The 26208-nt window shown below is 72.6% G+C and carries 21 protein-coding genes; 7 read left to right on the forward strand and 14 right to left on the reverse strand.

Translation table 11 applies throughout. From position 1 onward, the window contains the following. Position 1: 1 nt before the first annotated feature. Both V3N99_20790 and V3N99_20795 read right to left on the reverse strand, forming a co-directional pair. Positions 2-784: a 3-hydroxybutyrate dehydrogenase gene (locus tag V3N99_20790; protein ID MEO3939167.1), complete on the reverse strand. Its 783-nt coding sequence runs from the start codon at positions 782-784 to the stop codon at positions 2-4. After that, entirely contained in the window at positions 781-1377 is a 597-nt protein-coding gene (locus V3N99_20795; GenBank protein MEO3939168.1) for a cupin domain-containing protein, read from the reverse strand. Before V3N99_20795 ends, V3N99_20790 begins: the two co-directional genes overlap by 4 nt. A gap of 66 nt (positions 1378-1443) precedes the next feature. Here V3N99_20795 and V3N99_20800 point away from each other — a divergent pair, with 66 nt between their 5' ends. After that, positions 1444-3279: a methyltransferase domain-containing protein gene (locus V3N99_20800; GenBank protein ID MEO3939169.1), complete on the forward strand. Its 1836-nt coding sequence runs from the start codon at positions 1444-1446 to the stop codon at positions 3277-3279. Here the strand turns inward: V3N99_20800 and heR are convergent. From heR to V3N99_20835, 7 genes are all read right to left on the reverse strand, one after another. Then, entirely contained in the window at positions 3207-3980 is a 774-nt protein-coding gene (heR, locus tag V3N99_20805; protein MEO3939170.1) for a heliorhodopsin HeR, read from the reverse strand. The two genes, V3N99_20800 and heR, sit on opposite strands and share 73 nt — an antisense overlap. A gap of 155 nt (positions 3981-4135) precedes the next feature. After that, a complete protein-coding gene (locus V3N99_20810; GenBank protein MEO3939171.1) occupies positions 4136-5683 on the reverse strand; it encodes a UDP-N-acetylglucosamine 1-carboxyvinyltransferase in 1548 nt (515 codons plus the stop codon). 99 nt (positions 5684-5782) lie between these two features. After that, positions 5783-7939: a 3-hydroxyacyl-CoA dehydrogenase NAD-binding domain-containing protein gene (locus V3N99_20815; protein MEO3939172.1), complete on the reverse strand. Its 2157-nt coding sequence runs from the start codon at positions 7937-7939 to the stop codon at positions 5783-5785. A 1-nt stretch (position 7940) separates the two neighbouring features. Next, positions 7941-9173 (reverse strand): thiolase family protein, encoded by a 1233-nt coding sequence (locus V3N99_20820; GenBank protein ID MEO3939173.1) that lies wholly within the window; start codon positions 9171-9173, stop codon positions 7941-7943. A 48-nt stretch (positions 9174-9221) separates the two neighbouring features. After that, a complete protein-coding gene (locus tag V3N99_20825) occupies positions 9222-9440 on the reverse strand; it encodes an RNA-binding S4 domain-containing protein (protein MEO3939174.1) in 219 nt (72 codons plus the stop codon). Positions 9441-9447: 7 nt separating this feature from the next. Next, positions 9448-10815, reverse strand: a complete 1368-nt coding sequence (locus V3N99_20830) for an HRDC domain-containing protein (protein ID MEO3939175.1) — start codon at positions 10813-10815, stop codon at positions 9448-9450. Positions 10816-10848: 33 nt separating this feature from the next. Next, the gene (locus V3N99_20835) at positions 10849-11430 is read right to left on the reverse strand and encodes a DUF3000 domain-containing protein (GenBank protein ID MEO3939176.1); all 582 of its coding nucleotides are present in this window, start codon (positions 11428-11430) and stop codon (positions 10849-10851) included. Between the two features lie 61 nt (positions 11431-11491). Here V3N99_20835 and V3N99_20840 point away from each other — a divergent pair, with 61 nt between their 5' ends. Further along, positions 11492-12316, forward strand: coding sequence for a DMT family transporter (locus V3N99_20840; protein ID MEO3939177.1), 825 nt, complete (start codon positions 11492-11494; stop codon positions 12314-12316). Between the two features lie 31 nt (positions 12317-12347). Next, positions 12348-13454: a uroporphyrinogen decarboxylase gene (gene hemE / locus V3N99_20845; protein ID MEO3939178.1), complete on the forward strand. Its 1107-nt coding sequence runs from the start codon at positions 12348-12350 to the stop codon at positions 13452-13454. A gap of 235 nt (positions 13455-13689) precedes the next feature. Here the strand turns inward: hemE and V3N99_20850 are convergent, their stop codons facing one another. Continuing rightward, the gene (locus V3N99_20850) at positions 13690-14835 is read right to left on the reverse strand and encodes a DUF4349 domain-containing protein (GenBank protein MEO3939179.1); all 1146 of its coding nucleotides are present in this window, start codon (positions 14833-14835) and stop codon (positions 13690-13692) included. 113 nt (positions 14836-14948) lie between these two features. Here V3N99_20850 and hemG point away from each other — a divergent pair, with 113 nt between their 5' ends. Continuing rightward, complete coding sequence (gene hemG / locus V3N99_20855; protein ID MEO3939180.1) at positions 14949-16403, forward strand: protoporphyrinogen oxidase; 1455 nt, start codon at positions 14949-14951, stop codon at positions 16401-16403. 4 nt (positions 16404-16407) lie between these two features. Continuing rightward, positions 16408-17115, forward strand: coding sequence for a hydrogen peroxide-dependent heme synthase (gene hemQ / locus V3N99_20860; GenBank protein MEO3939181.1), 708 nt, complete (start codon positions 16408-16410; stop codon positions 17113-17115). A 36-nt stretch (positions 17116-17151) separates the two neighbouring features. Here the strand turns inward: hemQ and msrB are convergent, their stop codons facing one another. Together msrB and V3N99_20870 are read right to left on the reverse strand one after the other, a co-directional pair. Continuing rightward, the gene (gene msrB, locus V3N99_20865; protein MEO3939182.1) at positions 17152-17571 is read right to left on the reverse strand and encodes a peptide-methionine (R)-S-oxide reductase MsrB; all 420 of its coding nucleotides are present in this window, start codon (positions 17569-17571) and stop codon (positions 17152-17154) included. Between the two features lie 116 nt (positions 17572-17687). After that, positions 17688-20468 (reverse strand): lamin tail domain-containing protein, encoded by a 2781-nt coding sequence (locus tag V3N99_20870; GenBank protein MEO3939183.1) that lies wholly within the window; start codon positions 20466-20468, stop codon positions 17688-17690. A 143-nt stretch (positions 20469-20611) separates the two neighbouring features. Between V3N99_20870 and ligD the strand changes: the two genes are divergently transcribed. Next, positions 20612-21712, forward strand: a complete 1101-nt coding sequence (ligD, locus tag V3N99_20875) for a non-homologous end-joining DNA ligase (GenBank protein MEO3939184.1) — start codon at positions 20612-20614, stop codon at positions 21710-21712. Here the strand turns inward: ligD and V3N99_20880 are convergent. Further along, a complete protein-coding gene (locus V3N99_20880; GenBank protein MEO3939185.1) occupies positions 21697-24402 on the reverse strand; it encodes a CHAP domain-containing protein in 2706 nt (901 codons plus the stop codon). The genes ligD and V3N99_20880 overlap by 16 nt on opposite strands. A 232-nt stretch (positions 24403-24634) precedes the next feature. Between V3N99_20880 and tpx the strand changes: the two genes are divergently transcribed. Then, complete coding sequence (tpx, locus tag V3N99_20885) at positions 24635-25132, forward strand: thiol peroxidase (GenBank protein ID MEO3939186.1); 498 nt, start codon at positions 24635-24637, stop codon at positions 25130-25132. Here the strand turns inward: tpx and V3N99_20890 are convergent. Beyond that, entirely contained in the window at positions 25119-26165 is a 1047-nt protein-coding gene (locus V3N99_20890) for an ATP-dependent DNA ligase (protein MEO3939187.1), read from the reverse strand. The two genes, tpx and V3N99_20890, sit on opposite strands and share 14 nt — an antisense overlap. Between the last annotated feature and the right edge of the window lie 43 nt (positions 26166-26208).

The raw sequence follows: 26208 nt of genomic DNA on the forward strand, positions 1-26208 counted from the left end.
GTCAGTGGGCGGTCCAGCCGCCGTCCATCGAGAACGACGAGCCGCTCAGCGAGGCGGAGGCCGGGCCGCACAGGAAGAGCGCCATCTCGGCGACCTCTGACGGCTCGAGCATCCGCTTGACCGCGGACCGGGTCAGCATGATCTTCTCGACGACCTCGGACTCCGGGATGCCGTGCGTCGCGGCCTGGTCGGCGATCTGCTTCTCCACCAACGCTGTTCGCACATAGCCGGGGTTGATGCAGTTGCTCGTGACTCCGTGCGCACCGCCCTCGAGGGCGATGGTCTTCGACAGTCCCTCGAGTCCGTGCTTGGCGGTGACGTAGGCCGACTTGTAGGGGCTGGCGCGCAGCCCGTGGGCGCTCGAGACGTTGACCACCCGCCCCCAGCCCTGGGCATACATGTGGGGGAGGGTCTGTCGGACCAGCCGGAACGGGCTCTGGAGCATCAGCGCGATGATGAGGTCGAACCGCTCGAGGGGGAACGACTCGATGGGGCTGACGTGCTGGATGCCCGCGTTGTTGACGAGGATGTCGACGTCGGTCGGCAACGACGCCAGCCCGTCGAGGTCGGCGAGGTCGGCCACCAGCGGGGTGACCCCGGGCAGCTCGGCCAGCGGCGCCAGGGCCGCCTCCGCGAGGTCGACCGCGTAGACCCGGGCGCCAGCGGCCGCGAAGCGGCGGGCCACCGCCTCGCCGATCCCGGATGCCGCGCCCGTGACCATGGCCGTGCGGCCCGCCAGCTCGGTCGAGGGCGTGCGGTCGGGGGCGGGGGAGATGTCGCTCATGGCTCGATCCTAGGAGTGACCCGTGGCGAGGACCTGACGTGGGCCCGCTCTCCCTGCTTCCCGAAGATGGCGAGCGACTCGGCCGGCTCGTCGAAGGGGTTGCCCAGCCAGTGCGGCACCCGGGTGTCGAACTCGACCACCTCTCCGGGCAGGAGCACGACGTCGTGCTCGCCGAGCAGGAGCCGCAACCGGCCCGAGAGCACGAAGAGCCACTCGTAGCCCTCGTGGGTGCGCAGGTCCGGCTCGCCCACCGGGAACCGCGGCGGGTGCACCATCTTGTAGGTCCGCAGCCCCCCGGGACGCCTGGTCAGCTCGAGGAAGGTGATGCCGTGGCGGACCACCGGACGCGGGTGGATCCGCGGGTCGCCGGTCGGTGGCGCGTCGACGAGCTCGTCGAGCGGCACCTTGTGCACCCTGGCCAGCGGCAGGAGGAGCTCGAGGGTGGGCCGTCGGACGCCGGACTCCAGCCGCGACAGGGTGCTGACCGAGATGCCGGTGCTGGCCGACAGCTCGGCGAGCGTGGCGCCGAGGTCGAGTCGCAAGGCCTTGAGACGGGGTCCGACGGCGTCGAGCACGTGGTCCAGGTCCTCCATGACCATAGTTTGCCATTCTGGCAACAGGACTTGTCAACCTGGGCGGTGTCGGTGCATGGTCGCGCCATGACGACGAATGGCAGCACAGAGGTGGACGTGGTGGTGGTCGGCGGCGGGGCCGCGGGTCTGAGCGCAGCGACGGCACTGGCCCGCTCGCGGCGGTCGGTGGTGGTGGTCGACGCGGGCGAGCCCCGCAATGCTCCGTCGGCCGGGGTGCACAACTACCTCGGGCGCGACGGCGTCGCCCCGGGCGAGCTGCTGGCGAGTGGTCGGGCCGAGCTCGAGGCCTACGGTGGAGTGGTGGTCGAGGGCACCGCCACGGCCGCTCGGGCCACCGGTGGCGGGTTCGTCGTGACGGTCGACCGTGGGACGCAGCCCTCGACGACCGTCGCTGCGCGCCGCCTCGTGGTGACGACCGGGCTGCGCGACGAGCTGCCGGAGGTGGCGGGTCTCGCGCAGCGGTGGGGCCGTGACGTCCTGCACTGCCCGTTCTGCCATGGCTGGGAGGTGCGCGACCAGGCGATCGGCATCCTCGCCACCGGGCCCATGGCGGTCCACCAGGCGCTGCTCTTCCGGGCGCTGAGCCCGGACGTGACGCTGTTCCTGCACACGGCTCCACCGCTCACCACGGTCGATGCCGAGCAGCTGTCCGCGCTCGGGGTGCGGGTGGTCGGGGGCGAGGTCGCTGGTCTGGACGTCGAGGACGACGCGCTGGTCGGCATCCGGATGGCCGACGGCACCGTGGTCTCGCGGCAGGCGCTCGTGGTCGCTCCGAGGTTCGTGGCCCGTTCGGCGCTGCTGGAGTCGCTCGGGCTGGAGGTCGAGGACCTGCTCGTCGGCGAGACCGTCATCGGCCGACGCGTCGCCGCCGATCCCCGGGGAGCCACCGCGGTGCCCGGGGTCTGGGTGGCGGGCAACGTCACTGATCCCATGGCTCAGGTCGTCGTCGCCGCCGGGCAGGGGCTGCTCGCGGGTGCCGCGGTGCACGGCGACCTCGTCGTGGAGGACACGACGAGGGCGGTGGAGCGCTCGAGGGCGACGGCCGACTTCTTCTCCCGCGCCCGCTGGGAGGAGCGATACGGGGCCGACGACCACATCTGGAGCGGGCAGCCGAACCCGCAGCTCGTGGCGGAGGTGGCCGACCTGCCGCCGGGCTCCGCCCTCGACGTCGGGTGCGGTGAGGGAGCCGACGCGCTGTGGCTGGCCCGTCGTGGCTGGGACGTGACCGGGGTCGACCTCTCGGCGACGGCCTTGGCCCGGGCGGCCACCCAGGCGGGTCGTGAGGGCCTCGAGGTCACCTGGGAGGAGGCCGACCTCGGCGCCTGGGACGCCGGTGTCGCGCGTTTCGACCTGGTGTCGGCGCAGTACTTCCACTGGGTCCCGGCCCCGAGGCACGCCCTCTTCGCCCGCCTCGCCCGGGCGGTGCGCCCCGGTGGGACCCTGCTCGTGGTCGGGCACCTGTTCGCGGACCCCGGTTCGATGCCGCACGAGGGCATGGCCGACATGGGGTACACCGCCGAGCAGGTGGCCGCCACCCTCGACCCCCAGCACTGGGAGGTGCTGGTCAGCGAGCACCGCGCACGGCAGCGCACCCACCCCGAGACGGGCGAGGTCGTGCTGATCCCCGACACCGTCCTGCGTGCCCGACGCCGTGAGGCCCGTCAGACCACCTCGGCGCACCGCCACCAGGCCACCGTGTCCGACGACGCGGCCAGCGCGACGACCACCGGCACCACGCAGAGCCGCAGCGGGGCCACCGGCTGGGCCGCGACGACGAGCACCATCAGGCCGGTACGGACTGCCGTGATCACCTCAACGGCCCACGTCGCTCAGCCGGCGAGCGAGCCGCCGAAGATCTGCCAGGCCAGCGCCGACTTCGCGACGAGGCTCAGCACGAGGTAGACCTTCTCGCCGTAGGCGTAGCTCGCCCAGCGACCCTTCCCGTGGTACTGCAGCCACTGGTTGAGGGCGAACGACATGAAGAAGACGAAGAGCGACGCGAAGATGCCGTAGACGAAGCCGGGCACCTCGGGGGAGCCGGCGAAGTTGACGGCGATGGCGATCCACGGGGCGGCCCCGGCGACGCAGCCGAACCAGAACGGCAGCATCGTGGTGCGCTCACGTCCCGGGGGGTTGACCAGCTCCTGCACCCAGCCGAACAGGATCATCGAGATGTTGGTGCCAGCGATGGCGATCACGGCACTGATGCCGGTGATGCCGGAGTAGAAGCACACGAGCAGCACCATGATCGTCGAGCTCACGGAGTACTCCAGCCACCGGAAGCGGTTGATGCCCCGGCGGAGGTCGCTCTCGTAGCGCCCGCGCAGCACGGTCCCCGTCAGGAGGTGGTCGAGGGCGGCGAGGCCGAGGAAGACCGCGATGGCCGCTGCGACGGAGACGTCGACCAGCTTCTCGGGGGTGGGCACCGCCGTCCCGGGGGGACCCGCCGGGTAGGACGAGGTCACGGTGATGGCAAAGCTGCCGGCCAGGGCGAGGACGGCCGCGGCCTGGGCCGCGTGCAGCACGGTGAGCCCGAGGTTCCAGCGGCGCAGTCCGGCCAGGGTGGTGTCGTCGACCCCGGTGGCGATGGCGCGGTTGGTCATGGAGTCCTCCGGGACGGCCTTCGTGGTGGGGTGTGTGGTGGTGCCCTCCCCATACCCGCTTGTGGCGGCTGACGCTGCGAACTGGGCCGACGGAGAGCCACATTCGCGGCGCCGACCGCAACAAGTCGGTATGAGGAGGGTCAGACGTCGCGGGGTCAGATGTCGCGGAAGACCTCGATGGTGGCGCCGAGGGCGTTGAGGCGCTCGGCGAGGTCTTCGTAGCCGCGGTTGATGACGTAGACGTTGCGCAGCACCGAGGTGCCGGGGGCGGCCAGCATCGCCAGCAGCACGACGACGCCGGGACGCAGCGCCGGGGGGCACATGACCTCGGCGGCGCGCCATCGGGTCGGGCCCTCGATGAGCACCCGGTGCGGGTCGAGCAGCTGCACCCTGGCGCCCACCTTGGTCAGCTCCGTGAGGTAGATCGCGCGGTTCTCGTAGACCCAGTCGTGCAGCATCGTCGTGCCCTGGGCCATGGCCCCGATGAGGGCGAAGAACGGCAGGTTGTCGATGTTGAGCCCGGGGAAGGGCAGCGGGTGGATCTTGTCGATGGGGGCGGTGAGCGGGCCGGGCACCGTGGTGAGGTCCACCAGGCGGGTGTGCCCGTTGGCCGAGGTGTACTCCGGGGTCATCTCGTACTGCATGCCCATGCCCTCGAGGGTCGCGAGCTCGATCTCCATGAACTCGATGGGCACGCGGCGGATGGTGATCTGCGACTCGGTGACGACGGCCGCGGCGAGCAGGCTCATGGCCTCGATCGGGTCCTCGGAGGGGGAGTACTCCACGTCGACGTCGACGACCGGCACGCCCGTCACGGTCAGGGTGGTGCTGCCGATGCCCTCGATGCGCACGCCCAGCTTCTCCAGGAAGAAGCACAGGTCCTGCACCATGTAGTTGGGGCTCGCGTTGCGGATGACGGTGGTGCCGTCGTGGCGCGCCGCGGCCATCAGCACGTTCTCGGTGACGGTGTCGCCGCGCTCGGTGAGCACGATGCCGCGCTGCGGCGAGCGGGTGCGGTCGACGCTGGCCTCGTAGAAGCCGTGGGTGGCGACGACGTCGAGCCCGAAGGGGCGCAGGGCCGCCATGTGCGGCTCGACCGTGCGGGTGCCGAGGTCGCAGCCACCGGCATACGGCAGCTCGAAGGCGTCGAGGTCGTGCATCAGCGGGCCGAGGAACATGATGACGGTGCGCGTGCGGCGCGCCGCCTCGATGTCGATGCCGGCGAGGTCGAGCACGGCGGGCGGCACGATCTCGAGGTCGTTGCTGTCGGGCAGCCAGCGGGTCTTGACGCCGATCGAGGCGAGCACCTCGAGGATGCGGTTGACCTCCTCGATGCGGGCGAGGTTGCGCAGGGTCGTGCGCCCGCGGTTGAGCAGCGAGGCGCAGAGCAGGGCGACGGCGGCGTTCTTGCTCGTCTTGACGTCGATGCTGCCGTGCAGCTTCTGACCGCCCACGATGCGCAGGTGCTGCGGGCCCGAGTGGCCGAGCGAGACGAACTCGGCCTCGAGGCTCTCGCCGATGCGCGCGAGCATCTCGAGGGTGAGGTTCTGCTGGCCCTGCTCGATGCGCGCGACGGCGCTCTGGCTGGTCTGCAGCGACGACGCGAGCTCGGCCTGGGTCAGCCCCTTGTGCCGACGGGCGTCCCGGATGAGGGTGCCGATCTTCACGAGGTAGGTGTCGGTGAGGGAGGCGGTCGCAGTCATTCCTGCACGCTATCTCATATATGAGATAATACGAAACGAGGCCGGCGGCGTGTCGCCGCGGGCCCCGCTCGTCGTTCGGTCACCCCACTGTACGCGGGCTCAGACGGGCACGCTCGCCGCGCCGGCCGGCAGGAACCGCTGCCCGGTGACCTTCTCGGCGACGCCGGTGCGGTCGAGCAGCGGCGTGAGCCCGCCGTTCCAGAACTGGAAGCCGGCGCCGGTGATCATGGCCAGGTCGAGATCCATCGGCGCGGCGACGACCCCCTCGTCGAGCATGCGGCGCGACTCGTCGGCGAGCACCGACAGCACCCGCTCGCGCACCTGCTCGGTGCTCAGCTCGACCGGGTGCTCTGGCGCAGGCAGCATGGCCCGCACCTCCTCGTCCACCACCGGCACACCGGTGGCGTAGGAGTAGAAGCCGGTCTTGCCCGCCGCGACGACCCGCCGCAGACCCTCGGAGACGTAGAAGCGGTCGGGGAAGGCCGCGGCCAGCGTCTCGTTGTTGTGCAGGGCGATCGCCGGGCCGACGAGACCGAGCAGCACGAAGGGCGGCATCGGGGCGAGGCCGGCGAATGCCGCGTCGGCGACCTCGAGCGGCGTGCCCTCGTCGACGACCTTGGCGACCTCGCCCATGAAGCGGCCCAGCAGCCGGTTGACGATGAAGGACGGCGAGTCGGAGACGAGGATGCAGGTCTTGCGCAGCGCCTTGCCGGTGGCGAAGGCGGTGGCCAGGGCGGCGTCGGAGGTCTGCTCGCCCCTGACGATCTCGACCAGCGGCATGACCGCGACCGGGTTGAAGAAGTGGAAGCCGACCACCCGCTCGGGGTGGCGCAGGTCAGCGGCCATCGCCGTGATCGACAGCGAGCTCGTGTTGGTCATCAGCACGCAGGTGTCGGGGACGACCTCCTCGAGCTGGGCGAAGACAGCCTTCTTGACCGACATCTCCTCGAAGACCGCCTCGATGACGACGTCGGCGTCGGCGAAGCCGTCCTTGCTCGTCGAGCCCGACACGAGCGCCCGCAGCCGGTTGTGGGCGTCGGGGCTCAGCCGGCCCTTGGCCGCGAGCTTCTCCAGCTCGCCGCCCACCCAGGCGACACCCTTGTCCACGCGCGCCTGGTCGAGGTCGGTGATGACGACCGGCACCTTGAGGCGCTGCACGAAGAGCAGCGCCAGCTGGCTGGCCATCAGACCGGCGCCGACGATGCCGACCTTGCCGACCTTCGCCGCGAGGGCCTTGTCGGGGGCGCCGGCGGGGCGCTTGGCCCGGCGTTGCACGAGGTCGAAGGCATACAGCCCGGCCCGCAGCTCGTCCCCCATGACGAGGTCGGCGAGGGCCTCGTCCTCAGCCGCGAAGGCCTCGTCGCGACTCGCCGTGCGCGCCGCGGCGACGAGGTCGATCGCCCGCAGCGGCGCCGGCGCGACGCCGCCGGTCTTGGCCTGCACGGTCTGGCGGGCGGCGGCCACGGCGGCGTCCCAGGCGGCCTGGTCGGCCGTGTGGTCGGGCCGCTGCACGGTGGTGGCCCCGGCGACGACGCCGGCGGCCCACCCCAGCGACTCCTCGAGGAAGTCGGCGGCCTCGAACATCGCGTCCCCCAGGCCGAGGGCGAACGCCTGCGGGCCCTTGAGCATCCTGTTCATCGACAGCGGGTTGTCGATGATGACCTGCAGGGCGTTGGCCGGCCCGACCAGGCGCGGCAGCAGGTAGCAGCCGCCCCACCCGGGCAGCAGCCCGAGGAAGCACTCCGGCAGCGCGATCGCGGGCACACCGGCCGAGATCGTGCGGTAGTCGCAGGCCAGGGCGATCTCGACGCCGCCGCCCATGGCGGCACCGTTGACGAAGGCGAAGGTGGGCACCGGCAGGTCCGTGATCGCGCCGTATGCCGTGTGGCCGGCGTGCGCGACCTCGAGCGCCTGCTCGCGGGAGGTCGCCCCCGCGACCGCCTTGAGGTCGGCGCCGACGGCGAAGATGAATGGCTTGCCGGTGAAGCCGACGGCCTGGATCTCACCGGCCTGCGCGCGGGCGGCGAGGTGGCGCACCGTCGCCTCGAGCCCGGAAATGGTCGCCGGGCCGAAGGTGTTGGGCACGGCGTGGTCGAAGCCGTTGTCGAGCGTGACCAGCGCCATGGTGCCGGCGCCGCGCGGGAGGGTGATGTCGCGCACGGGGGTGTGGGTGACGACCTCCTGGGGGAAGGCGGCGGTCGGCGTCACGGGCGGGGTGCCGGTGGTCGTGCCCGGGGCTGTGGCGGTCGCGGTCATCTCAGGCCACCTTCCCGTCGGTCCCAGCCGAGCTGACGTAGTCGGCGTGGTGCGGGTTCTCCCAGATGACCGAGCCACCCATGCCGATGCCGATGCACATGGCGGTCAGGCCGTAGCGCACCTCGGGGTGGTCGACGAACTGGCGGGCCAGCTGCGTCATCAGGCGCACACCGGAGGAGGCGAGCGGGTGACCGGTGGCGATGGCTCCGCCGTACTCGTTGACGCGAGGGTCGTCGTCGGCGATGCCGAAGTGGTCGAGGAAGGCGAGCACCTGGACGGCAAAGGCCTCGTTGAGCTCGTAGAGCCCGATGTCGTCGATGCTGAGGCCGGCGGTACGCAGCGCCTTCTCGGTGGCCGGCACCGGGCCGATGCCCATGACCTCGGGCTCGACACCGACGAACGCGTAGGTGACCAGGCGCATACCGATCGGCAGCCCCAGTTCGGTCGCGGCCTGCTCGCTGGCCATGATGCAGGCGGTGGCGCCGTCGTTGAGGCCGGCGCTGTTGCCGGCCGTGATCCGCCCGTGCGGGCGGAACGGGGTCTTGAGGTCGGCCAGGCTCGTCAGGGTCGTGCCCGGTCGGGGCGGCTCGTCGGTCGTGGCCAGACCCCAGCCGAGCTCCTGGTGGCGCAGGGCGACCTCGACCAGGTCGGGCTGGATCTTGCCTGCGGCGTAGGCGGCGGCGAGCTTGGTCTGGGAGCCGACGGCGAAGGCGTCGGTGCGGTCCTTGGTCAGCGAGGGGAAGCGGTCGTGCAGGTTCTCGGCCGTGGCGCCCATGACGAGCGCCGACTCGTCGACCAGCTTGTCGGTCATGATCCGCGGGTTGGGGTCGACGCCCTCACCCATCGGGTGGCGCCCCATGTGCTCGACGCCACCGGCGATCGCGACGTCGTAGGCCCCGAAGGCGATCGCGCTCGCGACGTTGGTCACGGCAGTCATCGCCCCGGCGCACATGCGGTCGATCGAGTAGCCCGGGGTGGTGTTCGGCAGGCCCGAGAGCAGGGCGGCCGTGCGGCCGAGGGTCAGGCCCTGGTCACCGATCTGGGTCGTGGCGGCGATGGCGACCTCGGCGACCTGCTCCGTGGGCAGCTCGGGGTGGCGGCGCAGCAGCTCGCGGATGCACTTGACGACCAGGTCGTCGGCGCGCGTCTGGGCGTAGATGCCCCGGTCGCCGGCCTTGCCGAAGGGCGTGCGGACGCCCTCGACGAAGACGACCTCGCTCAGGGTGCGGGGCATGGTGACTCCTCGTGGTTCGGTGCGGGCCGGCGTCGGCCCTCCCCGATGCTACTCGCCGGTAACCATGCTGACGCGCAGGGACTGTCCCGAGACGGTGACGACGTCGCCGTCGGCCAGCTGGCGTCCTCGTCTGAGCTCCGGCTGGTCGTTGACGCTGACCAGCCCGTCGGCCAGCATCGCCTTCACCTCGCCGCCGGCCTGCACGGCGTCCGCCACCTTGAGGAACTGGCCCAGGCGGATCCCCGCGGTCACCATCACGTCGCGCACCCCCGCATCACCTCCCAGCCCGGTCGACAGCGTGGGGGAGGGAGGCCGGGTCGGCCAGCCCCTCACCGACGTGCGCGGCGCAGGCGCGAGCGATGACCGGTGCGGCGACCGCGACCTGCCAGGGCCGGGCGCCGTAGGCCGTGAGCGCGGCGGCGATGCCAGCCTCGTCGAGCCGCGCGGGTGGCGACCAGAGCACCCGCCGCAGCGTGTCGGGGGTGAGGAGGTTCTCCAGGGGCACCGCGTGCTCCTCGGCGAAGACCCCCAGCTCGTCGCGGGCCTGGGTCAGTCGCGCGGCCGCGAGCGGGTCGCGGTCGGCCCACGAGCGCTGGGGCGGTGGCCCGGTCGCGGGCAGCGTCAGCGGGGGCAGCTGCCCCTCGGGCACGGCCAGCCCCTTGCGCACGGCCTCGAGCCACGGGCGGGGGTTGCGGCGGGCCAGGCGCAGCTCCTTGGGCTCGAGGTCGGTCGGGGTCGTGGGGGCGAGCAGGGCGAGGTCGACGAGCACGGCGTCGTTGAGCACGCGCCCGGGTGAGGTGTCGCGCTGCTGGGCGAGACGTTCGCGGGCCTCCCACAGCTCGCGCACGATGGCGACGGTGCGTCGCTTGCGCACCTTGTGCATGCCCGACGTGCGCCGCCACGGGTCGACGCGCACAGCGGGGCCGGCGAAGTCGAGCAGGGCGTGGAACTCCTCCTGCGCCCACCCGAGCTTGCCCTGCGCCTCGAGGTCGGCGGCGATGCAGTCGCGCAGCTGCACGAGCACCTCGACGTCGAGCGCGGCATACCGCAGCCAGGGCTCGGGCAGCGGGCGCGTCGACCAGTCGACGGCGGAGTGCTCCTTGGCCAGCGACAGGCCCAGGTAGTGCTCGACGGCGGCGCCGAGGCCCACCCGCGGCAGGCCCACCAGGCGGGCGCCGAGCTCGGTGTCGAAGAGGCGCTGAGGGCGCAGGCCGATCTCGGCGAGGCAGGCCAGGTCCTGGGTGGCGGCGTGCAGGACCCACTCGGCGTCACCGATGGCCTCGCCCAGCGGGCTCAGGTCGGGCAGGGCAGCCGGGTCGATCAGCAAGGTGCCCGACCCTTCGCGGCGCAGCTGCACGAGGTAGGCGCGCTGGCCGTAGCGGTGACCGGATGCGCGCTCGGCGTCGATGGCGACGGGCCCGGTGCCCCTGGCCATCGCCTCGGCTGCCTCGAGCAGCTCCCGCTCCTCCGTGACCACGTCGGGCACCCCGTCGGCGGGGGCCAGCAGTGGCACCAGCTCGCGCTCGGGCTGCGCGGGCTCCTCGGGCTCCTCGGTGGTGCGGGGGTCGGTGTCGACGTCGGCTGCGACGGGGGTGGGCCCGTCGTCCGGCGACGCGGCTGGGGTCCCCGAGTCGTCGCTCATCCTCTGACCCTAAGCCCAGCGCATGCGGCGGGCTCAGCGTCGGGGGCCAGGGAGGGCGACGACGCCCTCGGGCAGCGGGGGCAGTCCGGCGATGGTGCACAGCAGGTCCGACCACGCGAGCAGGTGCCGCCCCACGTCGCCCCCCTGGGGGGTCCACGACGCGCGGACCTCCATCTCGACGCTGGGCTCGCGGTCGGCGAGACCGGCGAAGCTCTCGGAGACGACGCGGGTCACCGTGCCGGCCTCGCTGCGGTAGTCGACCCCCCGCGTCTCGAGCGCGTCGACCAACCACGACCAGCCCACCGACCCGAGCATCGGGTCGGTGGCGACCTCGGGCTCGAGCTCGGCGCGGGCGAAGGTGACGATGCGCCACTCGCCCTCCCACGGATGAGGGGCGGAGGGGTCGTGCAGCAGGACGAAGCGACCGGAGGCGAGCTCGTCGTCGTCGGCCCCGGCTGCGACCTCGGCGGTGAGGGCCACGGCATACGGCGCGATGCGCTGGGGGGCGGGCACCTCGGTCAGGCGCACCTCGGGGCGCAGCCGCGCGTCACGCAGGGCGGCCACCGCCCTGGCGAAGTCAGGTGAGGAGTCACCCGGGATCGATCGTTCGCGCACTCCACGAGAGTAGGTCGCACCGCCGAGCAGGGGCCCACGCCACGCCGGTACGGTGTGGCGGGTGTCAGCCCTGCTCGCCCTGCTCTCCTCGCTGGTCTGGGGGACCAGTGACTTCCTCGGCGGGCTCTGTGCGAAGCGGCTGCCGGCGATCGCGGTGGTCGGCTCGTCGCAGATCGTGGGCCTGCTCGCGATGACCGTCTTCGTGCTCGCCGGCCATCCCCTGCACGGCACGGCCTGGATCCCGTATGCCGTCCCGGCCGGCCTGGTCGGCTCCCTCGCCCTGTGCGCGTTCTACGTCGCGCTCTCCAGCGGCACGATGGGGGTCGTCGCGCCCATCGCCGCCAGCGGGGCGGCCGTGCCCGTCCTGCTGGGGGTCGCCTTCGGTGACCAGCCGAGTGCGCTGGTGTGGGCCGGGATGGCCGTCGCCGTGCTGGGGACCGTCCTGGCGAGCGGCCCGGACCTGCGCGGGGGGGTGTCCGCCCGCCCGGTCGGTCTGGCCGCCGTCTCGGCCGTGGGGTTCGGGCTGGTGCTGTTCCTCATCGACCGGGGGGCCGACACGTCGCTCGTGTCCACGCTGTGGGGCATGCGGCTGACCAGCGCCCTGGTCTTCGCCGCCGTCGCCGCGCGGCTGCGCAGCGTGGGCGGGGTGCGGCCGCGCGACCTGACCTGGCTGCTGCCGATCGGCCTCGGCGACCTCGGGGCGAACGCGCTCTTCGCGATCGCCGCCGGGATGGGCCTGGTGAGCGTGGTCGGTGTGCTCTCGTCGCTCTATCCCGTCGCGACGATCCTGCTGGCCCGCGTCGTGCTGCAGGAGCGGCTGATGCGGGTGCAGGCGGTGGGCGTGGTCGTGTCGCTGCTCGGCGTCGTCGCCATCGCGGCGGGGTGACCGGCGGGCCCCGCGTGGCCCGCGTGGGACGATGGAGACCGTGACGACCACCGCGCGCGAGAGCGCTGACACCACCGAGACCGGCCGCCCGACCAGACCCGCGACCACTGCGCGGGACAGTGACCTCGTGCGGGCCGCCCGGCGTCTTCCGGTGCGCCGCACCCCCGTCTGGTTCATGCGACAGGCCGGTCGGTCGTTGCCGGAGTATCGCGCGGTGCGGGCCGACGTGCCGATGCTCGAGTCCTGCCGGCGACCCGACCTCGTCACCGAGATCACGCTGCAGCCCGTGCGCCGCCACGGCGTCGACGCTGCGATCTTCTTCAGCGACATCGTCGTGCCGCTGGCTGCCGTCGGGGTCGACCTCGACATCGTGCCCGGCGTCGGCCCCGTGGTGGCCCAGCCCTTCAGCAGCTGGGCCGACCTCGACCGGCTCCCCGAGCTGACCCCCGAGCACGTGCCCGACATCACGCAGTCGGTTCAGCTGCTCGTGGCACAGCTCGGCGCGACGCCGCTCATCGGCTTCGCCGGGGCGCCCTTCACCCTCGCGTCCTACCTCGTCGAGGGTGGCCCGAGCAAGGGTCACGAGCGCACCAAGGCCCTCATGCACGGCGACCCCGACCTGTGGAACGCGTTGTGCGCCAGGCTCGCCCAGATCTCCGGCGCCTTCCTGCGGGTGCAGGCCGGTGCGGGGGCCAGCGTCGTGCAGCTCTTCGACTCGTGGGCCGGTGCCCTCGCCCGTGCCGACTACGAGCGCCTCGTCCAGCCCCACTCCCGGGTCGCGCTCGCGGCGGTGGCAGACCTCGACGTGCCGACGATCCACTTCGGGGTCGGCACCGGCGAGCTGCTCGCCTCGATGGGCGCAGCGGGCGCCGACGTCGTCGGTGTCGACTTCCGCGTGTCGCTGACCGACGCCCTCGCCCGCCTCGACGGCCGCTACGCCGTGCAGGGCAACCTCGACCCCGCGCTGCTCTTCGCGCCGTGGCCGGCGATCGAGCGCCGGGTCCGCGAGATCGTCGCCGAGGGACGGCTCGCTCCGGGCCACATCTTCAACCTCGGCCACGGCGTGCCGCCCAGCACCGACCCCGAGGTGCTGACCCGGGTGGTCGAGCTCGTGCACGAGATCTCGGTGCGCGACTGACGCGCGCCAGCCCTCCCTACGCCGGAGTCGGCCGGGCCCTCCGGACGCCGCGTCGGGCCGCGACCGGGCAGGGACCGCCCTCAGGGTGAGGTCGACTCAGAGTCAACCTCTTCCGGAAGCGCAGTCGGGTGCAGCAACTCAGAGTCAACACCCACCCGGGGCACGTGCCGGACCGGCCAGTCGAGCACCCGCAGGAGACGCGGGTCAGCAACCGAGGGCGGGAGGCTGCCGAGCCTCAGACCCGCTCGTGCGGGTCTCCCTCACCCTCGGGGGCCGGGGCACCGACCAGGAGAGGCTGGGGCTGAGGGCTCTCGTCGCCGCCAGCACTCGCGACGACGGCAGGCTCGACCGGCTGCGACCGGCGTCGACGCCACCACGCCACCACCGGGAGCCCGAGGATCGCGGCGGCGGCGACGAACGGCAGCACTGCCCCGAGCCCGGTCGCGAGCCCGGTGGCCACGGTGACGAATCCTGACCACCCGGCGCGCAGGCCCGACAGGAAGCCCGAGCCGTCGTCGCTCCGCGTGCCCGGGCTGGAGCCGAGGGCCGCGAGGCTGACGGTGACCGTCGCCATCGTGGTCTGCCCGTCGAGGGCGGCGAGCTGGGCCTTGAGTGCCTCGAGGTCGGCCTCGCGCCGGCTCAGCTCACCCTCGAGGGACACGATCTGGTCGATCGCCGACGCCTTGGTCATCAGGGCGCGCACGCGGTCGATGCTCGCCGTCATCGTCGCGATGCGCGAGGTGGTGTCGACGTAGGTGCTGGTCACGTCCTGCGTGCTGGTCGAGCGCTGGGTGACGGTGCCGAGCCGGCTGAGCTGGTCGAGCGTCGCCGAGAGCCGGGCGACCGGCACCGAGACGGTCATGGTGCCCGAGGTCCTGGCGCCGGAGATCGTCGCGCCCGACGTGGAGGCCGACGTGGAGGCCGACGTGGAGGCCGCCTTCTTGGCCGGCTCGGTCGCCGGGTCCGGGGTGGCCAGTCCCACCGGGGGCGACCCGTCGGAGCCGCTGTCGACGGTCACGAGATCCTCGGCGGTCACCGCACCTCCGACCCCGGCAGCGATGGCGCGCACGTCGACGGCGCTGGCCAGCACGTCGTCGACCCGCAGCAGCAACGAGGCGGTCTTCACGAGGCGCTGGGTGCTCGCGGCGAGCGCTGACGAGGTGACGCCGCTCTTCGACGCGTTCGCGCCGGCGCCGGCGACCGCGGAGTCGGCGAGGGGCGCGGCTGCCCTGACATCGGCGGGGGCCGGGGCCGCTGCGACGTCGGCCGAGCTGGAGGTGCTGCCGCTGCCGCTGCAGCCGCCGAGGGCCAAGAGCGTGGCCACGGCGACGGACGCGGTCGTGGCCACGAGGCGCCGACGGCGGGACTCGGATGCGTGCACGGGAGACCTCCTGGAGGGGAACGAGTTGTGTGACGGAAGGACACGCCGGGCCCCGCGCGTCGTTCCCCGGTGGCGGGTCACGACCTGGTCTCGGTGTCTGCGAAAGTGGACGGATGCGCAGGGTCGTCGTCGTCGGGGCAGGGATCGCCGGCCTCGCTGCGGCCTGGGAGCTCACCGCTGCGACGGACGGCAGTGACCGTCGTGAGCCCCTCGAGGTCGTCGTGCTCGAGGCGTCACCCGTGGCGGGTGGCAAGCTGCGCACCGGTGAGGTCGCGGGTCATCGCCTCGACGTGGGCGCCGAGTCCGTGCTCGCCCGCCGCCCCGAGGCCCTGGCGCTGCTGGACGAGACCGGGCTCTGGGGTCCCGTCGTGCACCCGGTCGGCTCCGGCGCCACGATCTGGTCGCGGGGCCGCCACCACCCGTTGCCTCCTCGGACCCTCATGGGCGTGCCCTCCGACCCCGGCACGGCGCTCGGTCTGCTCACGCCCGACGAGGTGGAGCGGCTGCGCCGCGAGCGGGCGCTGCCGCCTCTGGAGCACGACGTGTCGGTCGGCGACTTCGTCGAGCAGCGGGTCGGCGCCGCCGTCGTCGACCGCCTGGTCGAGCCGCTGCTCGCCGGCGTCTACGCCGGTCACGCCCGTCACCTGTCGCTGGAGGCCTCCATACCTGCGCTGTATGCCGCTGGGCGGCGGGGTGAGTCGGTGGTCGACACCGCCGCCGTCGCCGCAGCGGCCGCCCTCGGCGACGTATCGGCGCCGCGCCCGGTCTTCGCCGGTTATCGCGGCGGGCTCGGGGTGATGGTCGCCGACCTCGTGCACCGACTGGAGGCGGCGGGAGTCGTGGTGCGCACCGGGGTCACGGTGCGGTCCCTCGAGCGAGCCGTGCACGGGTGGCTCGTCACGTCGGGGCCGACGACGACCCCCGAGCAGCTGCCCGCCGACGCCGTCGTCCTCGCGGTGCCGGCGGCGCCAGCCGCACGCCTGCTGGGCGGTGTCGCGCCAGCGGCGGCAACGGTGCTCGCGCAGGTGCCGTACGCCTCGATCGCCGTCGTCACCCTCGCGGTGCCGCGCCGTGGCCTCGCCGACCTGCTGGGCCCGCCGGCGCTCACCGGCAGCTCGGGCTTCCTCGTGCCGCCGACCGAGCCGGTGACCCTCAAGGCCGCCACCTTCAGCTTTGCCAAGTGGGGGTGGGTCGACGCGCTCGACCCCGACCTCGTGCTCCTGCGGGCCTCGGTCGGCCGAGCGGGAGAGGAGGCGACGCTGCAGCGCGACGACGCCGACATCGTGCGCACCGTGGTCGACGACCTCGGCATGATCCTCGGCGGCGCCCTGCCCCCGCTGGTCGACCACCACCTGCAGCGGTGGGGGGGTGCGCTGCCGCAGTATGCCGTGGGTCACGTCGGGCGGGTCGCGACGGTGCGTGGCACCGTCGCCTCCGTGCCGGGGCTCGCGGTCGCCGGGGCCGCCTACGACGGGGTGGGGGTGCCGGCCTGCATCGGCTCGGGCCGCGCCGCCGCGCAACACGTGCTGACCCACCTGCGTGGGCTCGAGGCGCAGGCGCGAGAATGAGGGCATGAGCACCCGCAAGCCCTCACCGTCCCAGGTCCGCGAGATCAACGGCACGATTCGTTACGCCATGTGGTCGGTGTTCGCCGCCGCCGCGCCCGTGGGTGATGCCGACCGCGAGCAGATGGCGGCCGAGGTCACCACGCTGGTCGACGAGCTCGCGGGCGAGGACGTGCTCGTGCGCGGCTTCTACGACGTCGCGGGTCTGCGCGCCGACGCCGACTTCATGGTCTGGTGGCACGCCGAGACCATCGAGGCGCTGCAGTCGGCCTACCACCGCTTCCTCAAGACCGGGCTGGGCGAGCTGCTCGACCCGGTGTGGTCGGTCGCCGCGCTGCACCGCCCGGCCGAGTTCAACAAGAGCCACGTCCCCGCCTTCCTCGCCGGCGAGGAGCCGAAGAAGTACATCTGCGTCTACCCGTTCGTGCGGTCCTACGACTGGTACCTCATCGACGACAAGGAGCGTCGCGACATGCTCGTCGAGCACGGGCAGATGGCCCGCGACTTCCCTGACGTGCGCGCCAACACCATCGCGTCGTTCGCGCTCGGTGACTACGAGTGGGTGCTGGCCTTCGAGGCCGACGAGCTGCACCGCATCGTCGACCTCATGCGCGAGCTGCGGGCCTCCAAGGCGCGCAACCACGTGCGCGAGGAGGTGCCGTTCTACACCGGCCCCCGCGTCGAGGTCGACGCCCTCGTCGACGCGCTGCGCTGACGAGGGCGCCGGGGGTCAGCCGAGTCCCGTTGAGGGTCAGGCCTTCTGGTTCAGCGTCATGCTGATCGAGTTGATGCAGTAGCGCTGGTCGGTGGGCGTGCCGAAGCCCTCCCCCTCGAAGACGTGGCCCAGGTGCGACCCGCAGTTGGCGCACCGCACCTCGACCCGCTTGCTACCCATCGAGCGGTCCTCGATGTACTCCACGCGCTCCTCGGCCAGCGGGGCGTAGAAGGACGGCCACCCGCAGTGCGAGTGGAACTTGGTGTCGCTGCGGAAGAGCTCGTGGCCGCACGCCCGGCAGGAGTAGACCCCCTCGGTCTCGGTGTCGGTGTACTCCCCGGCGTAGGGGCGCTCGGTCCCGGCCTTGCGCAGCACCTGGTACTCGGCGGGCGTGAGCTCCTCGCGCCACTGCGCGTCGGTCTTGCTCACGGCATACGTCTTGGTGCCTGGGGTCAGGTCGGTCACAGGGGTCGTGTCGCTCACAGGGGTCCTCCGTCGTCGGAACAGCATCACCCATCACAACACGCCGAGGCGGGGGGTTTCATCCCCCCGCCCCGGAGTGTGCCCGCTCGTCAGCGGGCCGTAAGGCAGCCTGCCGTGCTGGTCGACAGCAGGGAGCCGCCGGGGGCCGCGGACGGGCAGGCGCTGAGCACCCGCACGGTGACGCTCGCGCTCGTGCCGTCGGTGGCGCGGACCACGATGGTGTGGTCGCCCCTGGCGGTGGCGACCGGGATGAAGAACGAGGTGACGCCGACCCCGTTCTTGTTGGTGCGGATCGTAGCCCTCGGGCCAGCGCCGTCGAGCGTGACCGACAGCTTGTCCTGGCCCGGGAAGGCGATCGCCCTGACTGTGACGTACTGCCCGGCGTTCTGGCGCTTGGGGCTCACGGCGACCGAGGGCGTCGCGGGCGCTGTCACGTCGTTGAGCCGGGCCCGCAGCACCTGCGGGTCGTGGTCGCTGACCTGGTCGGCGAACTCGGAGTTGAGGTGCACCACGTCGTACTCCACGTCGGTCAGGCCCTTGGCCACGATGATGTGGTCGAGCACCTGCGAGATGCCGTTGTAGACGTAGGTGTATCGCTCCTCCGCCGGCAGCGTGTTGATCAGGTCGGTCAGCGTCGCCCCGCTGTCGGTCAGGGTCGTGACCGGCCCTGAGAACTGGTAGTCGTTGAAGTCACCGGCCAGCACCAGGTTGGCCGCGCTGTCGACCCCCAGCACGTCCTTGGCGAAAGCGTTGAGCACGACGGCCTGCTTCGTGCGCTGGATCTCGGAGGAGCGCGTCGGCGGCTGGCTGCGGCCGTCGGCCGTCTGGTCGCCACCCTTGGAGTTGAAGTGGTTGGCGACGACGATCGCCGTGCGGCCCTGGAAGGTGAACTCGGCGGCCAGGGGCTTGCGCGAGCTGGACCACGCGACGTTCGTCGGGTCGACGCGACCGGGGTTGGTCGAGAGGGTCGGCGTGCCGTCGGTACCCCGGGTCACGGTGACCGCGTCAGTGGACGACGGCACACCCCGGGGGGTGAAGCCGACCCGGGCGGGGTTATAGAGGAAGACCGAGCGGATGTTGCCTCCCGGCTGGCCCCCGTCCTGGTTGTTGACCGGATCGATCTCGGTGTAGTCGTAGGCCGGGCCACCGGCGGCGGTGATGGCCGAGATCAGCTTGCCGAGGGTCACGTCGGCCGCGACGGTGCCGTCGTTGTCGGCGCCGCTGTTGTCCTGGATCTCCTCGACGGCGATGACGTCGGGGGACGTGAGGTTGGTCACGATGCCGCTCGCGAGTCGCGAGTACTTCGTGGCCGGGTCGACGGGGGCGAGGTTCTGCACGTTGTAGGTGCCGACCGTCAGCTGGTCGGCGGCGGGGGTGGTCGCGACGCCGGGCTGCAGGCCGTTGTCCTGGGCGGTGGGGGTCGTGGTCGCCCGCAGGTCGTAGCCCCCGAAGAGCGACCAGTCGACCGGGCCGGTGGTGGTGCCGGTGAGGGTGTCACCGACGTTGGCCGCGGGGACGGAGCGCGTGAGCGGACTGACGAGCAGACGGCCGGAGGGCTGTCCGGCGTAGCTCGGCAGGTAGGTGCCTCCGCGTGGGGTGCGCTTCTGGTCCGGCTTGGTCGTCACGTAGATCTCGCCGTACTGGGCCTGCCCGGGCCCGACGACCGCGGCGTCGGTGACGCTGATGAGCATGCCTTCGTGGGCCTCGTAGAACTCGAGCGCCGAACGGGTCGGGTCGAGCGTCGTGATCTCCTCGACGTTGCCGCTGGCCGTGGTCGGGGCGTAGAGGTCGGGCACGACCGAGCCGTCGACGGCGACCGCCGCCGGGATCGGGTCGTCGGAGCTGACCGTGGTCACGGCGGTGACGGACGTGAGCTCGGTCAGGGACAGGCTCGCAGTGCTCGCGAGCGTGTCGCCACTGGCCAACGTGTAGTAGTCGGAGACCAGGCCGGACACGAGCACGGCGTCGCCGACCCGGGGGGAGGAGCTCGAGGTGAAGACGAAGACGCCGGAGGACGCGGACGGTCGGGCCGGGTCGGGGGTGGGGTCCTGGATCCAGAAGCCGCGTGGGCTCGCGCCGCTCACAGCCGTGACGATGCCCGCTACGCGGGCGACCGACTGGCCCTTCAGCGGTGAGAGGAAACCGTTCCCCTGGACGTCCTGGATGGTGGTGGCCCCGGGCACGCACGCGTCGGGGACCGGGGTCGCCGAGCAGTCGGTGCCGCCGGTGCCGCCGGACCCACCGGCCGGTGCCGCCTTCGGTGTCGGCGCGTCGGCGACGAAGTCAGCCGAGTTGTCGGCCGTGTTGGCGAAGGGGGAGATCGTGCGCTGGGCGGACAGCGTGTTGCTCAGCAGCGGCGTCGGCGACCCGGCGGCCTCGTTGGCGCCGCCGAAGCCGACGAAGTCGACGACGCCCGCGGCTCCGGCGCAGCTGGTGCCGCACCCGAGGGTGGTCCCGTCGGAGACGAGCGCGACCTTGCCCGCGCTGCTGCTCATGCCGATCATGCCCGTGGCGTCGGGGGCCGGCAGGGCCGAGCCGTTGGCGCCGCCACCCTCCTGCACGAGGTAGTAGCCGCGACCCGGGACCGACCCGGTCAGGACGGTCTTGCCGGAGTAGGTCGTGCCGGTGGCCGCCCCGTACTGCACGCTCCACCCCTGCACGGACACGGCCGCGTTGCTGGTGTTGTAGAGCTCGACGAAGTCGTTGGCGTAAGGGGCGCCGGTGTTGCCGCCACCGCCGTAGACCTCGCTGATGACGACGGGGGAGGTGGTGTCGACGGCCTGGGCCAGCGGCGCGACGGCCACCAGCCCGGTGGTGACGAGGGCGGCGGTCGAGGTCGTAGCGACGACGACTCTGCGCAGAGTGGACATGGAGGAGCGACTCCCGGGAATGGGGGCAGGGGGACCCCGTGACCGTAGAGTTCTCACGCGAGGTTCAGGTATTACGCAGGTAAATTCCAGGCACGGACTTGATGGCCGGGCGGTGTCCCACCCCCCGGCCCTAGGGTGGGGCCATGGCCAGCGACGCCACCTCGCTCGAGGTCCCCGGTCCGGACTCCACGCGCACCGTCAGGATCTCCAGCCCGGACCGCCCCATGTGGGCCGACGAGGGCATCACCAAGCTCGATCTCGCGCGCTACGTCGTCGCGGTCGGCGACCGCTTCCTCGCGCTCGCGGGCCACCGCCCGGTCACGCTGCAGCGCTTTCCCTCCGGGGTCGGCGGCGAGGAGTTCTACGCCAAGAACCCCCCTCGCGGGATGCCCGCCTGGGCCCGTGCGGTCACCGTCACGTACCCCTCCGGCCGCAGCCACCCGCAGCTGGTCGTTGACGAGGTCGCCACCGCGGTGTGGGCGGTCCAGATGAACACCGTCACCTTCCACCCGTGGCCGGTCACGGCACCCGCCGACCCCGCCGGCAGCCCGCAGGCGCTCGACCGGCCCGACGAGCTGCGCCTCGACCTCGACCCACAGCCGGGGCGACCCTTCGCCGACGTGGTCGAGGCCGCCCTCGCGCTGCGCGAGGTGCTCGGCGAGGCCGGCCTCGTGGCCTACGTCAAGACCTCGGGCAACCGCGGTCTGCACGTCTACGCGCGGATCAGCCCGGAGCACGAGTTCCTCGACGTGCGCCACGGCGTCATCGCGATCGCCCGCGAGCTGGAGCGGCACCTGCCCGACCTGGTCACCACCGCCTGGTGGAAGGAGGAGCGTGGCGACAAGGTCTTCGTCGACTACAACCAGGCCTGCCGCGACCGCACCATCGCCTCCGCCTACAGCCCCCGCCCGCTGCCCGGGGCGCCGGTGAGCATGCCGTGCGCGTGGGACCGCCTGCGGGAGGTGCGGGTGGCCGACTTCACCGTGCACTCGGTGCCCGCGATCGTGGCCTCCGAGCCCGACCCGTGGGCCGAGATCGGTCAGGACCCGGGCACCCTCGCGACGGCGCTCGCGTGGTGGGAGCGCGACCTCGCCGACGGGCTCGGCGAGCTGAGCTTCCCCCCGGACTACCCCAAGATGCCGGGGGAGCCGCCGCGCGTGCAGCCGTCGAAGCAGCGCTACGACGACGCGCAGTACACCGGCTCCGACGGCGGCTACCTGCGCGGACGTCAGCGACGCACGTAACCCGCGACGTCGGCGATGACGTGGGCGCTGCCCGACGAGCCGTTGTAGATCGTCACCGTGCCGTCAGCCGCCACCGGGGCCAGCACGAGGTTCGACACCGTCTGCCCGGCCCGGTAGCTGAGGCTGCTGGCCGTCGGTCGTGCGCCACCGGCGTAGACCGTGAGGTAGCCCGGTCGGGCCCCTTGCGTGGCTGCCACGTTGAGCACCACGGCGCTCACCCCCGACGACGGGATGGAGCCCCGGCCGGTGACCTTGAGCGTCGTGGTGCCCGCGGCCGCGACCGGTCCGGTCCCGAGGCGGGTGTCGAGCAGGCGCGACGGCGTGACAGCCGAGGTCGCTCCCGGGGTCGCCACCGACCCGGCGAGCACGAAGCCGGCGATGTCGGCCACGACGTCGCTGGAGTCCCTCGACCCGTTGAAGATCGTCACCGCCCCGTCCGGGCCGACGGGCACGAGGACGAGGTTGGATGCGGTCTGACGGGCGAGGAAGTTGACGTTCGCCGTGGTCGGCTGCGGCTGCCCGGACGGGAAGGCGGTGAGGTAGCCGGCCGAGGTCGGGTTGACTGCGGTGACGTTGAGGACCACCGCCGCCACGCCAGTGGCCGGGACCATGCCGTGCCCGGCGACGACGACCGTCGAGGTGGCACCGCCGGGCACCCGGGTGCGGGCGACCCCGAGGCCCACGCGGGTGTCGAGCACGCGGCTGGGTCGACCAGCGAGGGTCGAGCCCGGCGCACGGGCGTCGCCGGCGACGACGTAGGCCGAGACGTCGGCCACGATGTGCGTCGTGCCTGTGGAGCCGTTGTAGATGGAGACCGTGCCGTCGGTGCCGAGGGACGCGAGGACGAGGTTGGGCACGGTCTCACCGGGCAGGAAGTTGAGGTTGGAGACGGTCGGCCGCGGTGAGCCGGTCGGCCAGACGGTGAGGTAGCCACCGGCCGAGGCGTCGGTGACCGTGACGTTGAGCACGACGGCGCCAGCTCCTGCGGCGGGCACGGGGCCGTGACCGGCGACTGACAGCACCGTGACGGAGCCGGCGGCGCGGGGGCCGGCGGTGGCCACGCCGACACCGCTACGGGTGTCGAGCAGGCGGTTGGGCGAGACGGGCACGGTCGAGCCCGCGGGGACGACGACCGTCGCGCACCCGAGGATCGTCGAGGGGCCACCGGCGCCGACGCCCAGGGCGCGGGCGCAGATGCTGTGGGTGCCGGCCGACATGGGCGCGAAGCCCGAGAACCCCACGTTGGCGCCGGCGTGGTAGATCCGGTCGACGTCGAGGCGGCTGGTGCCGGTCGAGGTGGTCGCCACCCGCACGCCGTCGGCCTCGAAGGACATCGTCAGGGGGCCGAGCGTGCTGGGGTCGAGGGCCCAGCCGACGAGCGCGGCGCCGCCGGGGGTGGCGGCGACGGCGTCGAGGTGGCCGACCGGGGTGCAGCTGAGGTGGTCGCACGCGGTGAGGGCGGCGTCGTCGACCGTGACGGTCGGTTGCACGCCTCCATACGGTGTCCAGTCGAGCACGCGGATGGGCATGCCGCCGTTGACGGCGAAGATGCGGCCCGAGGGGGTGCCGCGCAGGAAGACGGGGGCGGGCACCCGCCGCAGGTGGGCGTAGTTGGTGAGCTCCCAGGAGTCGACCGGGGTGGTGTCCCGCGGGCCCCCGAAGACGGCCCACGTCGAGACCCAGATGGGTGCGCCGCCGGCGACCGTGTAGGCCTTCCCGTCGACGGCGTTGCGCAGGAAGGTGCCGTCGGCGGGCACCGGCCGCAGGTGGCCCAGGGAGCCTGTGCCCCCCGCGTGGTCGATGCTGTAGGCGTCGACCGTGATGGTCGGCTGGGTGCCACCGAGGGCGGTCCAGGTCGAGACGTAGAGCGGTGCCCCGCCGACGACGCGGTAGACCTTGCCGGAGCTGGTAGCGGTCAGGTAGGTGCCGTCACGTGGCACCTGGGGCAGCGTGGCGAAGCGGGCGGCGCTGATCGGCGTGGTCGGCTGCTGGCCCCCGAAAGCGGTCCATGACGAGACCCAGACGGGCGCGCCTCCGGCGATGCGGGCCACCTCACCGGTCTCGGTGACGCGTACGAAGGACCCCTCGACGGGGGGCGGTGGGGGCGGTGGGGGCGGCGTGTTGACCTTGCCGCCGAAGTGGATGAAGCCGGTGACGTCGCGGATGTAGTAGCTGCGCCAGTCGAAGTCACCACGGTAGTTGTCCTCCGAGAGGCGGACCGTGCCGGCGGCGAGGTCGACCGCCTCGACGTAGGCGACGTGCCCGCTGGAGCTGAGGCCCGCCGTCTGGTTGAACCACGCGATGTCGCCCACCTGGGGCGAGCTGTCGACGACGACGCCGTGGCTGGCGGCGACCGTGCCCCACTGGTAGGCCATGCCCTGCCCGGCGAGGTAGGACGCGTCGATCCCCTTGTCGACCAGCCGGTAGGCCGAGTAGTTGGTGCAGTTGTGGCCGGGGTACATGCCCCAGAACGAGGTCGTGTAGACCCGGTCGTAGCCGTTGCTGCCCAGGCCGGCCGCGTTGCACGAGACGAAGCCAGCGCACACGGGGTTGAACCACGTGATCGCCATGGCCGAGGTCCAGGCGAGGGGGCCGACGACCACCGCGAGGACGAGGGCGAGGATCGTGCCCAGGGTGAGCAGGGGTCGTCGGAACGGGGGCGTGGGGGAGGCGTGCGTGGGGGAGGTCATGCGTCGTGTCCTCGCCGCGGGTCGGTTGCACCGAGCCCGCTGGGTGGGGGGCGACCGGCTGGCGGGAGTGGGGTGCCAGGTCGGTCGACTGCGGGGCGTACGCCGGAAATCTACCTGTCTATACCAGATTTGCCAACCCCTGAACGGAGGCTCGCCGACGATTTTCCGCTGAACTGGGCCGCGCCACGCGGGACGCTGCCTCGGGCGCGTCGCTCAGTGCTAAGAATGGCGCATGGCAACCACCGCCCTTGGAGGCAACCCTGTCAACACCGTCGGCGAGCTCCCGGCGCCGGGCAGCCCCGCGCCCGCGTTCACCCTCGTCGGGTCGGACTTCAGCGAGGTCACCCTCAGCTCCGGCACGCGCACGATCCTGAACATCTTCCCCAGCGTCGACACGCCCGTGTGCGCGACGAGCGTCAAGACGTTCAACGAGCTCGCGGCGGGCCTCGACAACGCCACGGTGGTCTGCGTCTCCGCCGACCTGCCCTTCGCTCAGGCCCGCTTCTGCGGCGCCCAGGGGCTCGACAACGTCGTGGCGGCGTCGGCCTTCCGATCGTCGTTCGGTCACGACTACGGCGTGCTGCTGGCCGACGGCGGCTTCGCCGGCCTCTTCGCCCGCGCCATCGTCGTCGTCGACACCGACGGCACCGTGATCCACTCCCAGCTCGTGCCCGAGATCGGCCAGGAGCCCGACTACGACGCAGCGGTCGTCGCGCTCAGCCCCCGCTGAGCACGTCGGCGAGGTCGTAGGCCGGCGCCCGCTCCACCTGGTCGAGCCAGCACGAGTTCGGGTCGCGGTCGGGCCGCCAGCGCACGAAGGTCACCGCGTGGCGAAAGCGCAGCCCCTCCATCTGGTCGAATGCCACCTCGACGACCCGCTCGGGGCGCAGCGGCACGAAGGACCCGTCCTTGCTTGCCGAGAAGCGGGAGCGGTCGGTCTGCGCCGACACCGGGAGCCCGTCGTCGCCGCGCACCACGAGCGGCTCCAGCTCGCCGACGAGCTCGAGCCGGCGCTTCTGGGTGAAGGCGGCGATGCCGCCGACCGGGCGCAGCGTGGGCACCCCACCGTCGGCGGGCGCTGCGTACAGACCGAGCAGGAGCGATCCGACGCCCTCGCCGCTCTTGTGCCGCCGGTAGCCGTAGACCACGGCGTCGGCGGTGCGGTGGTGCTTGATCTTGAGCATCGTGCGCTTGCCGGGTGCGTAGGGCTGGGCGAGGGGCTTGGCGACCACCCCGTCGAGGCCGGCGCCCTCGAAGGCCTCGAACCACTGCCGGGCGAGGTCGGCGTCGGTCGTCAGTCCGGTCAGGTGCACCGGGTCGCTCGGCGTGAGGTGGGCGAACGCCGCCTCGAGCCGGGCGCGGCGCTCCCGGAACGGCTGGTCGAGCAGGCTCTCGTCGCCCAGGGCGAGCAGGTCGAAGCAGACCAGCTCGGCCGGGGTCTGGGCCGATAGCATCCGGATGCGTGACTCCGCCGGGTGGATGCGCGCCGAGAGCGCCTCCCAGTGCAGGCGCTCGCTGCCGCGGTCGCCGTCGCGCACGACGATCTCGCAGTCGACGACGCACCGCGGCGGCATCAGCCGGCGCACGTGCTCCACCACCTCCGGGAAGTAACGGGTCAGGGGCTTGCTGCCCCGGCTGGCCAGCTCGACCTCGTCGCCGTCGCGCAGGACCAGGCAGCGGAAGCCGTCCCACTTCGGCTCGTAGGCGAGGCCACCGCTCACGCTGTCGGCCGCCGGCACCGTCGCGACGGCCTTGGCGAGCATGGGCTGCAGGGGCAGGTCGAGGGGCTGGTCCACCCGGGCATTG

The organism is Dermatophilaceae bacterium Soc4.6 (assembly GCA_039889245.1).
GTDB lineage: Bacteria > Actinomycetota > Actinomycetes > Actinomycetales > Dermatophilaceae > Lapillicoccus.

Excerpts from the sequence above, each read along its gene's own strand:
- V3N99_20790 (MEO3939167.1), bottom strand. The coding sequence starts at position 784 with ATGAGCGACATCTCCCCCGCCCCCGACCGCACGCCCTCGACCGAGCTG.
- hemQ (MEO3939181.1), top strand. The coding sequence starts at position 16,408 with ATGAGCACCCGCAAGCCCTCACCGTCCCAGGTCCGCGAGATCAACGGC.
- tpx (MEO3939186.1), top strand. The coding sequence starts at position 24,635 with ATGGCAACCACCGCCCTTGGAGGCAACCCTGTCAACACCGTCGGCGAG.
- V3N99_20820 (MEO3939173.1), bottom strand. The coding sequence starts at position 9,173 with ATGCCCCGCACCCTGAGCGAGGTCGTCTTCGTCGAGGGCGTCCGCACG.
- V3N99_20800 (MEO3939169.1), top strand. The coding sequence starts at position 1,444 with ATGACGACGAATGGCAGCACAGAGGTGGACGTGGTGGTGGTCGGCGGC.
- V3N99_20810 (MEO3939171.1), bottom strand. The coding sequence starts at position 5,683 with ATGACTGCGACCGCCTCCCTCACCGACACCTACCTCGTGAAGATCGGC.
- V3N99_20890 (MEO3939187.1), bottom strand. The coding sequence starts at position 26,165 with ATGCTCGCCAAGGCCGTCGCGACGGTGCCGGCGGCCGACAGCGTGAGC.
- hemE (MEO3939178.1), top strand. The coding sequence starts at position 12,348 with ATGGAGACCGTGACGACCACCGCGCGCGAGAGCGCTGACACCACCGAG.
- heR (MEO3939170.1), bottom strand. The coding sequence starts at position 3,980 with ATGACCAACCGCGCCATCGCCACCGGGGTCGACGACACCACCCTGGCC.
- ligD (MEO3939184.1), top strand. The coding sequence starts at position 20,612 with ATGGCCAGCGACGCCACCTCGCTCGAGGTCCCCGGTCCGGACTCCACG.
- V3N99_20795 (MEO3939168.1), bottom strand. The coding sequence starts at position 1,377 with ATGGAGGACCTGGACCACGTGCTCGACGCCGTCGGACCCCGTCTCAAG.
- V3N99_20880 (MEO3939185.1), bottom strand. The coding sequence starts at position 24,402 with ATGACCTCCCCCACGCACGCCTCCCCCACGCCCCCGTTCCGACGACCC.
- V3N99_20830 (MEO3939175.1), bottom strand. The coding sequence starts at position 10,815 with ATGAGCGACGACTCGGGGACCCCAGCCGCGTCGCCGGACGACGGGCCC.
- V3N99_20870 (MEO3939183.1), bottom strand. The coding sequence starts at position 20,468 with ATGTCCACTCTGCGCAGAGTCGTCGTCGCTACGACCTCGACCGCCGCC.
- hemG (MEO3939180.1), top strand. The coding sequence starts at position 14,949 with ATGCGCAGGGTCGTCGTCGTCGGGGCAGGGATCGCCGGCCTCGCTGCG.
- V3N99_20815 (MEO3939172.1), bottom strand. The coding sequence starts at position 7,939 with ATGACCGCGACCGCCACAGCCCCGGGCACGACCACCGGCACCCCGCCC.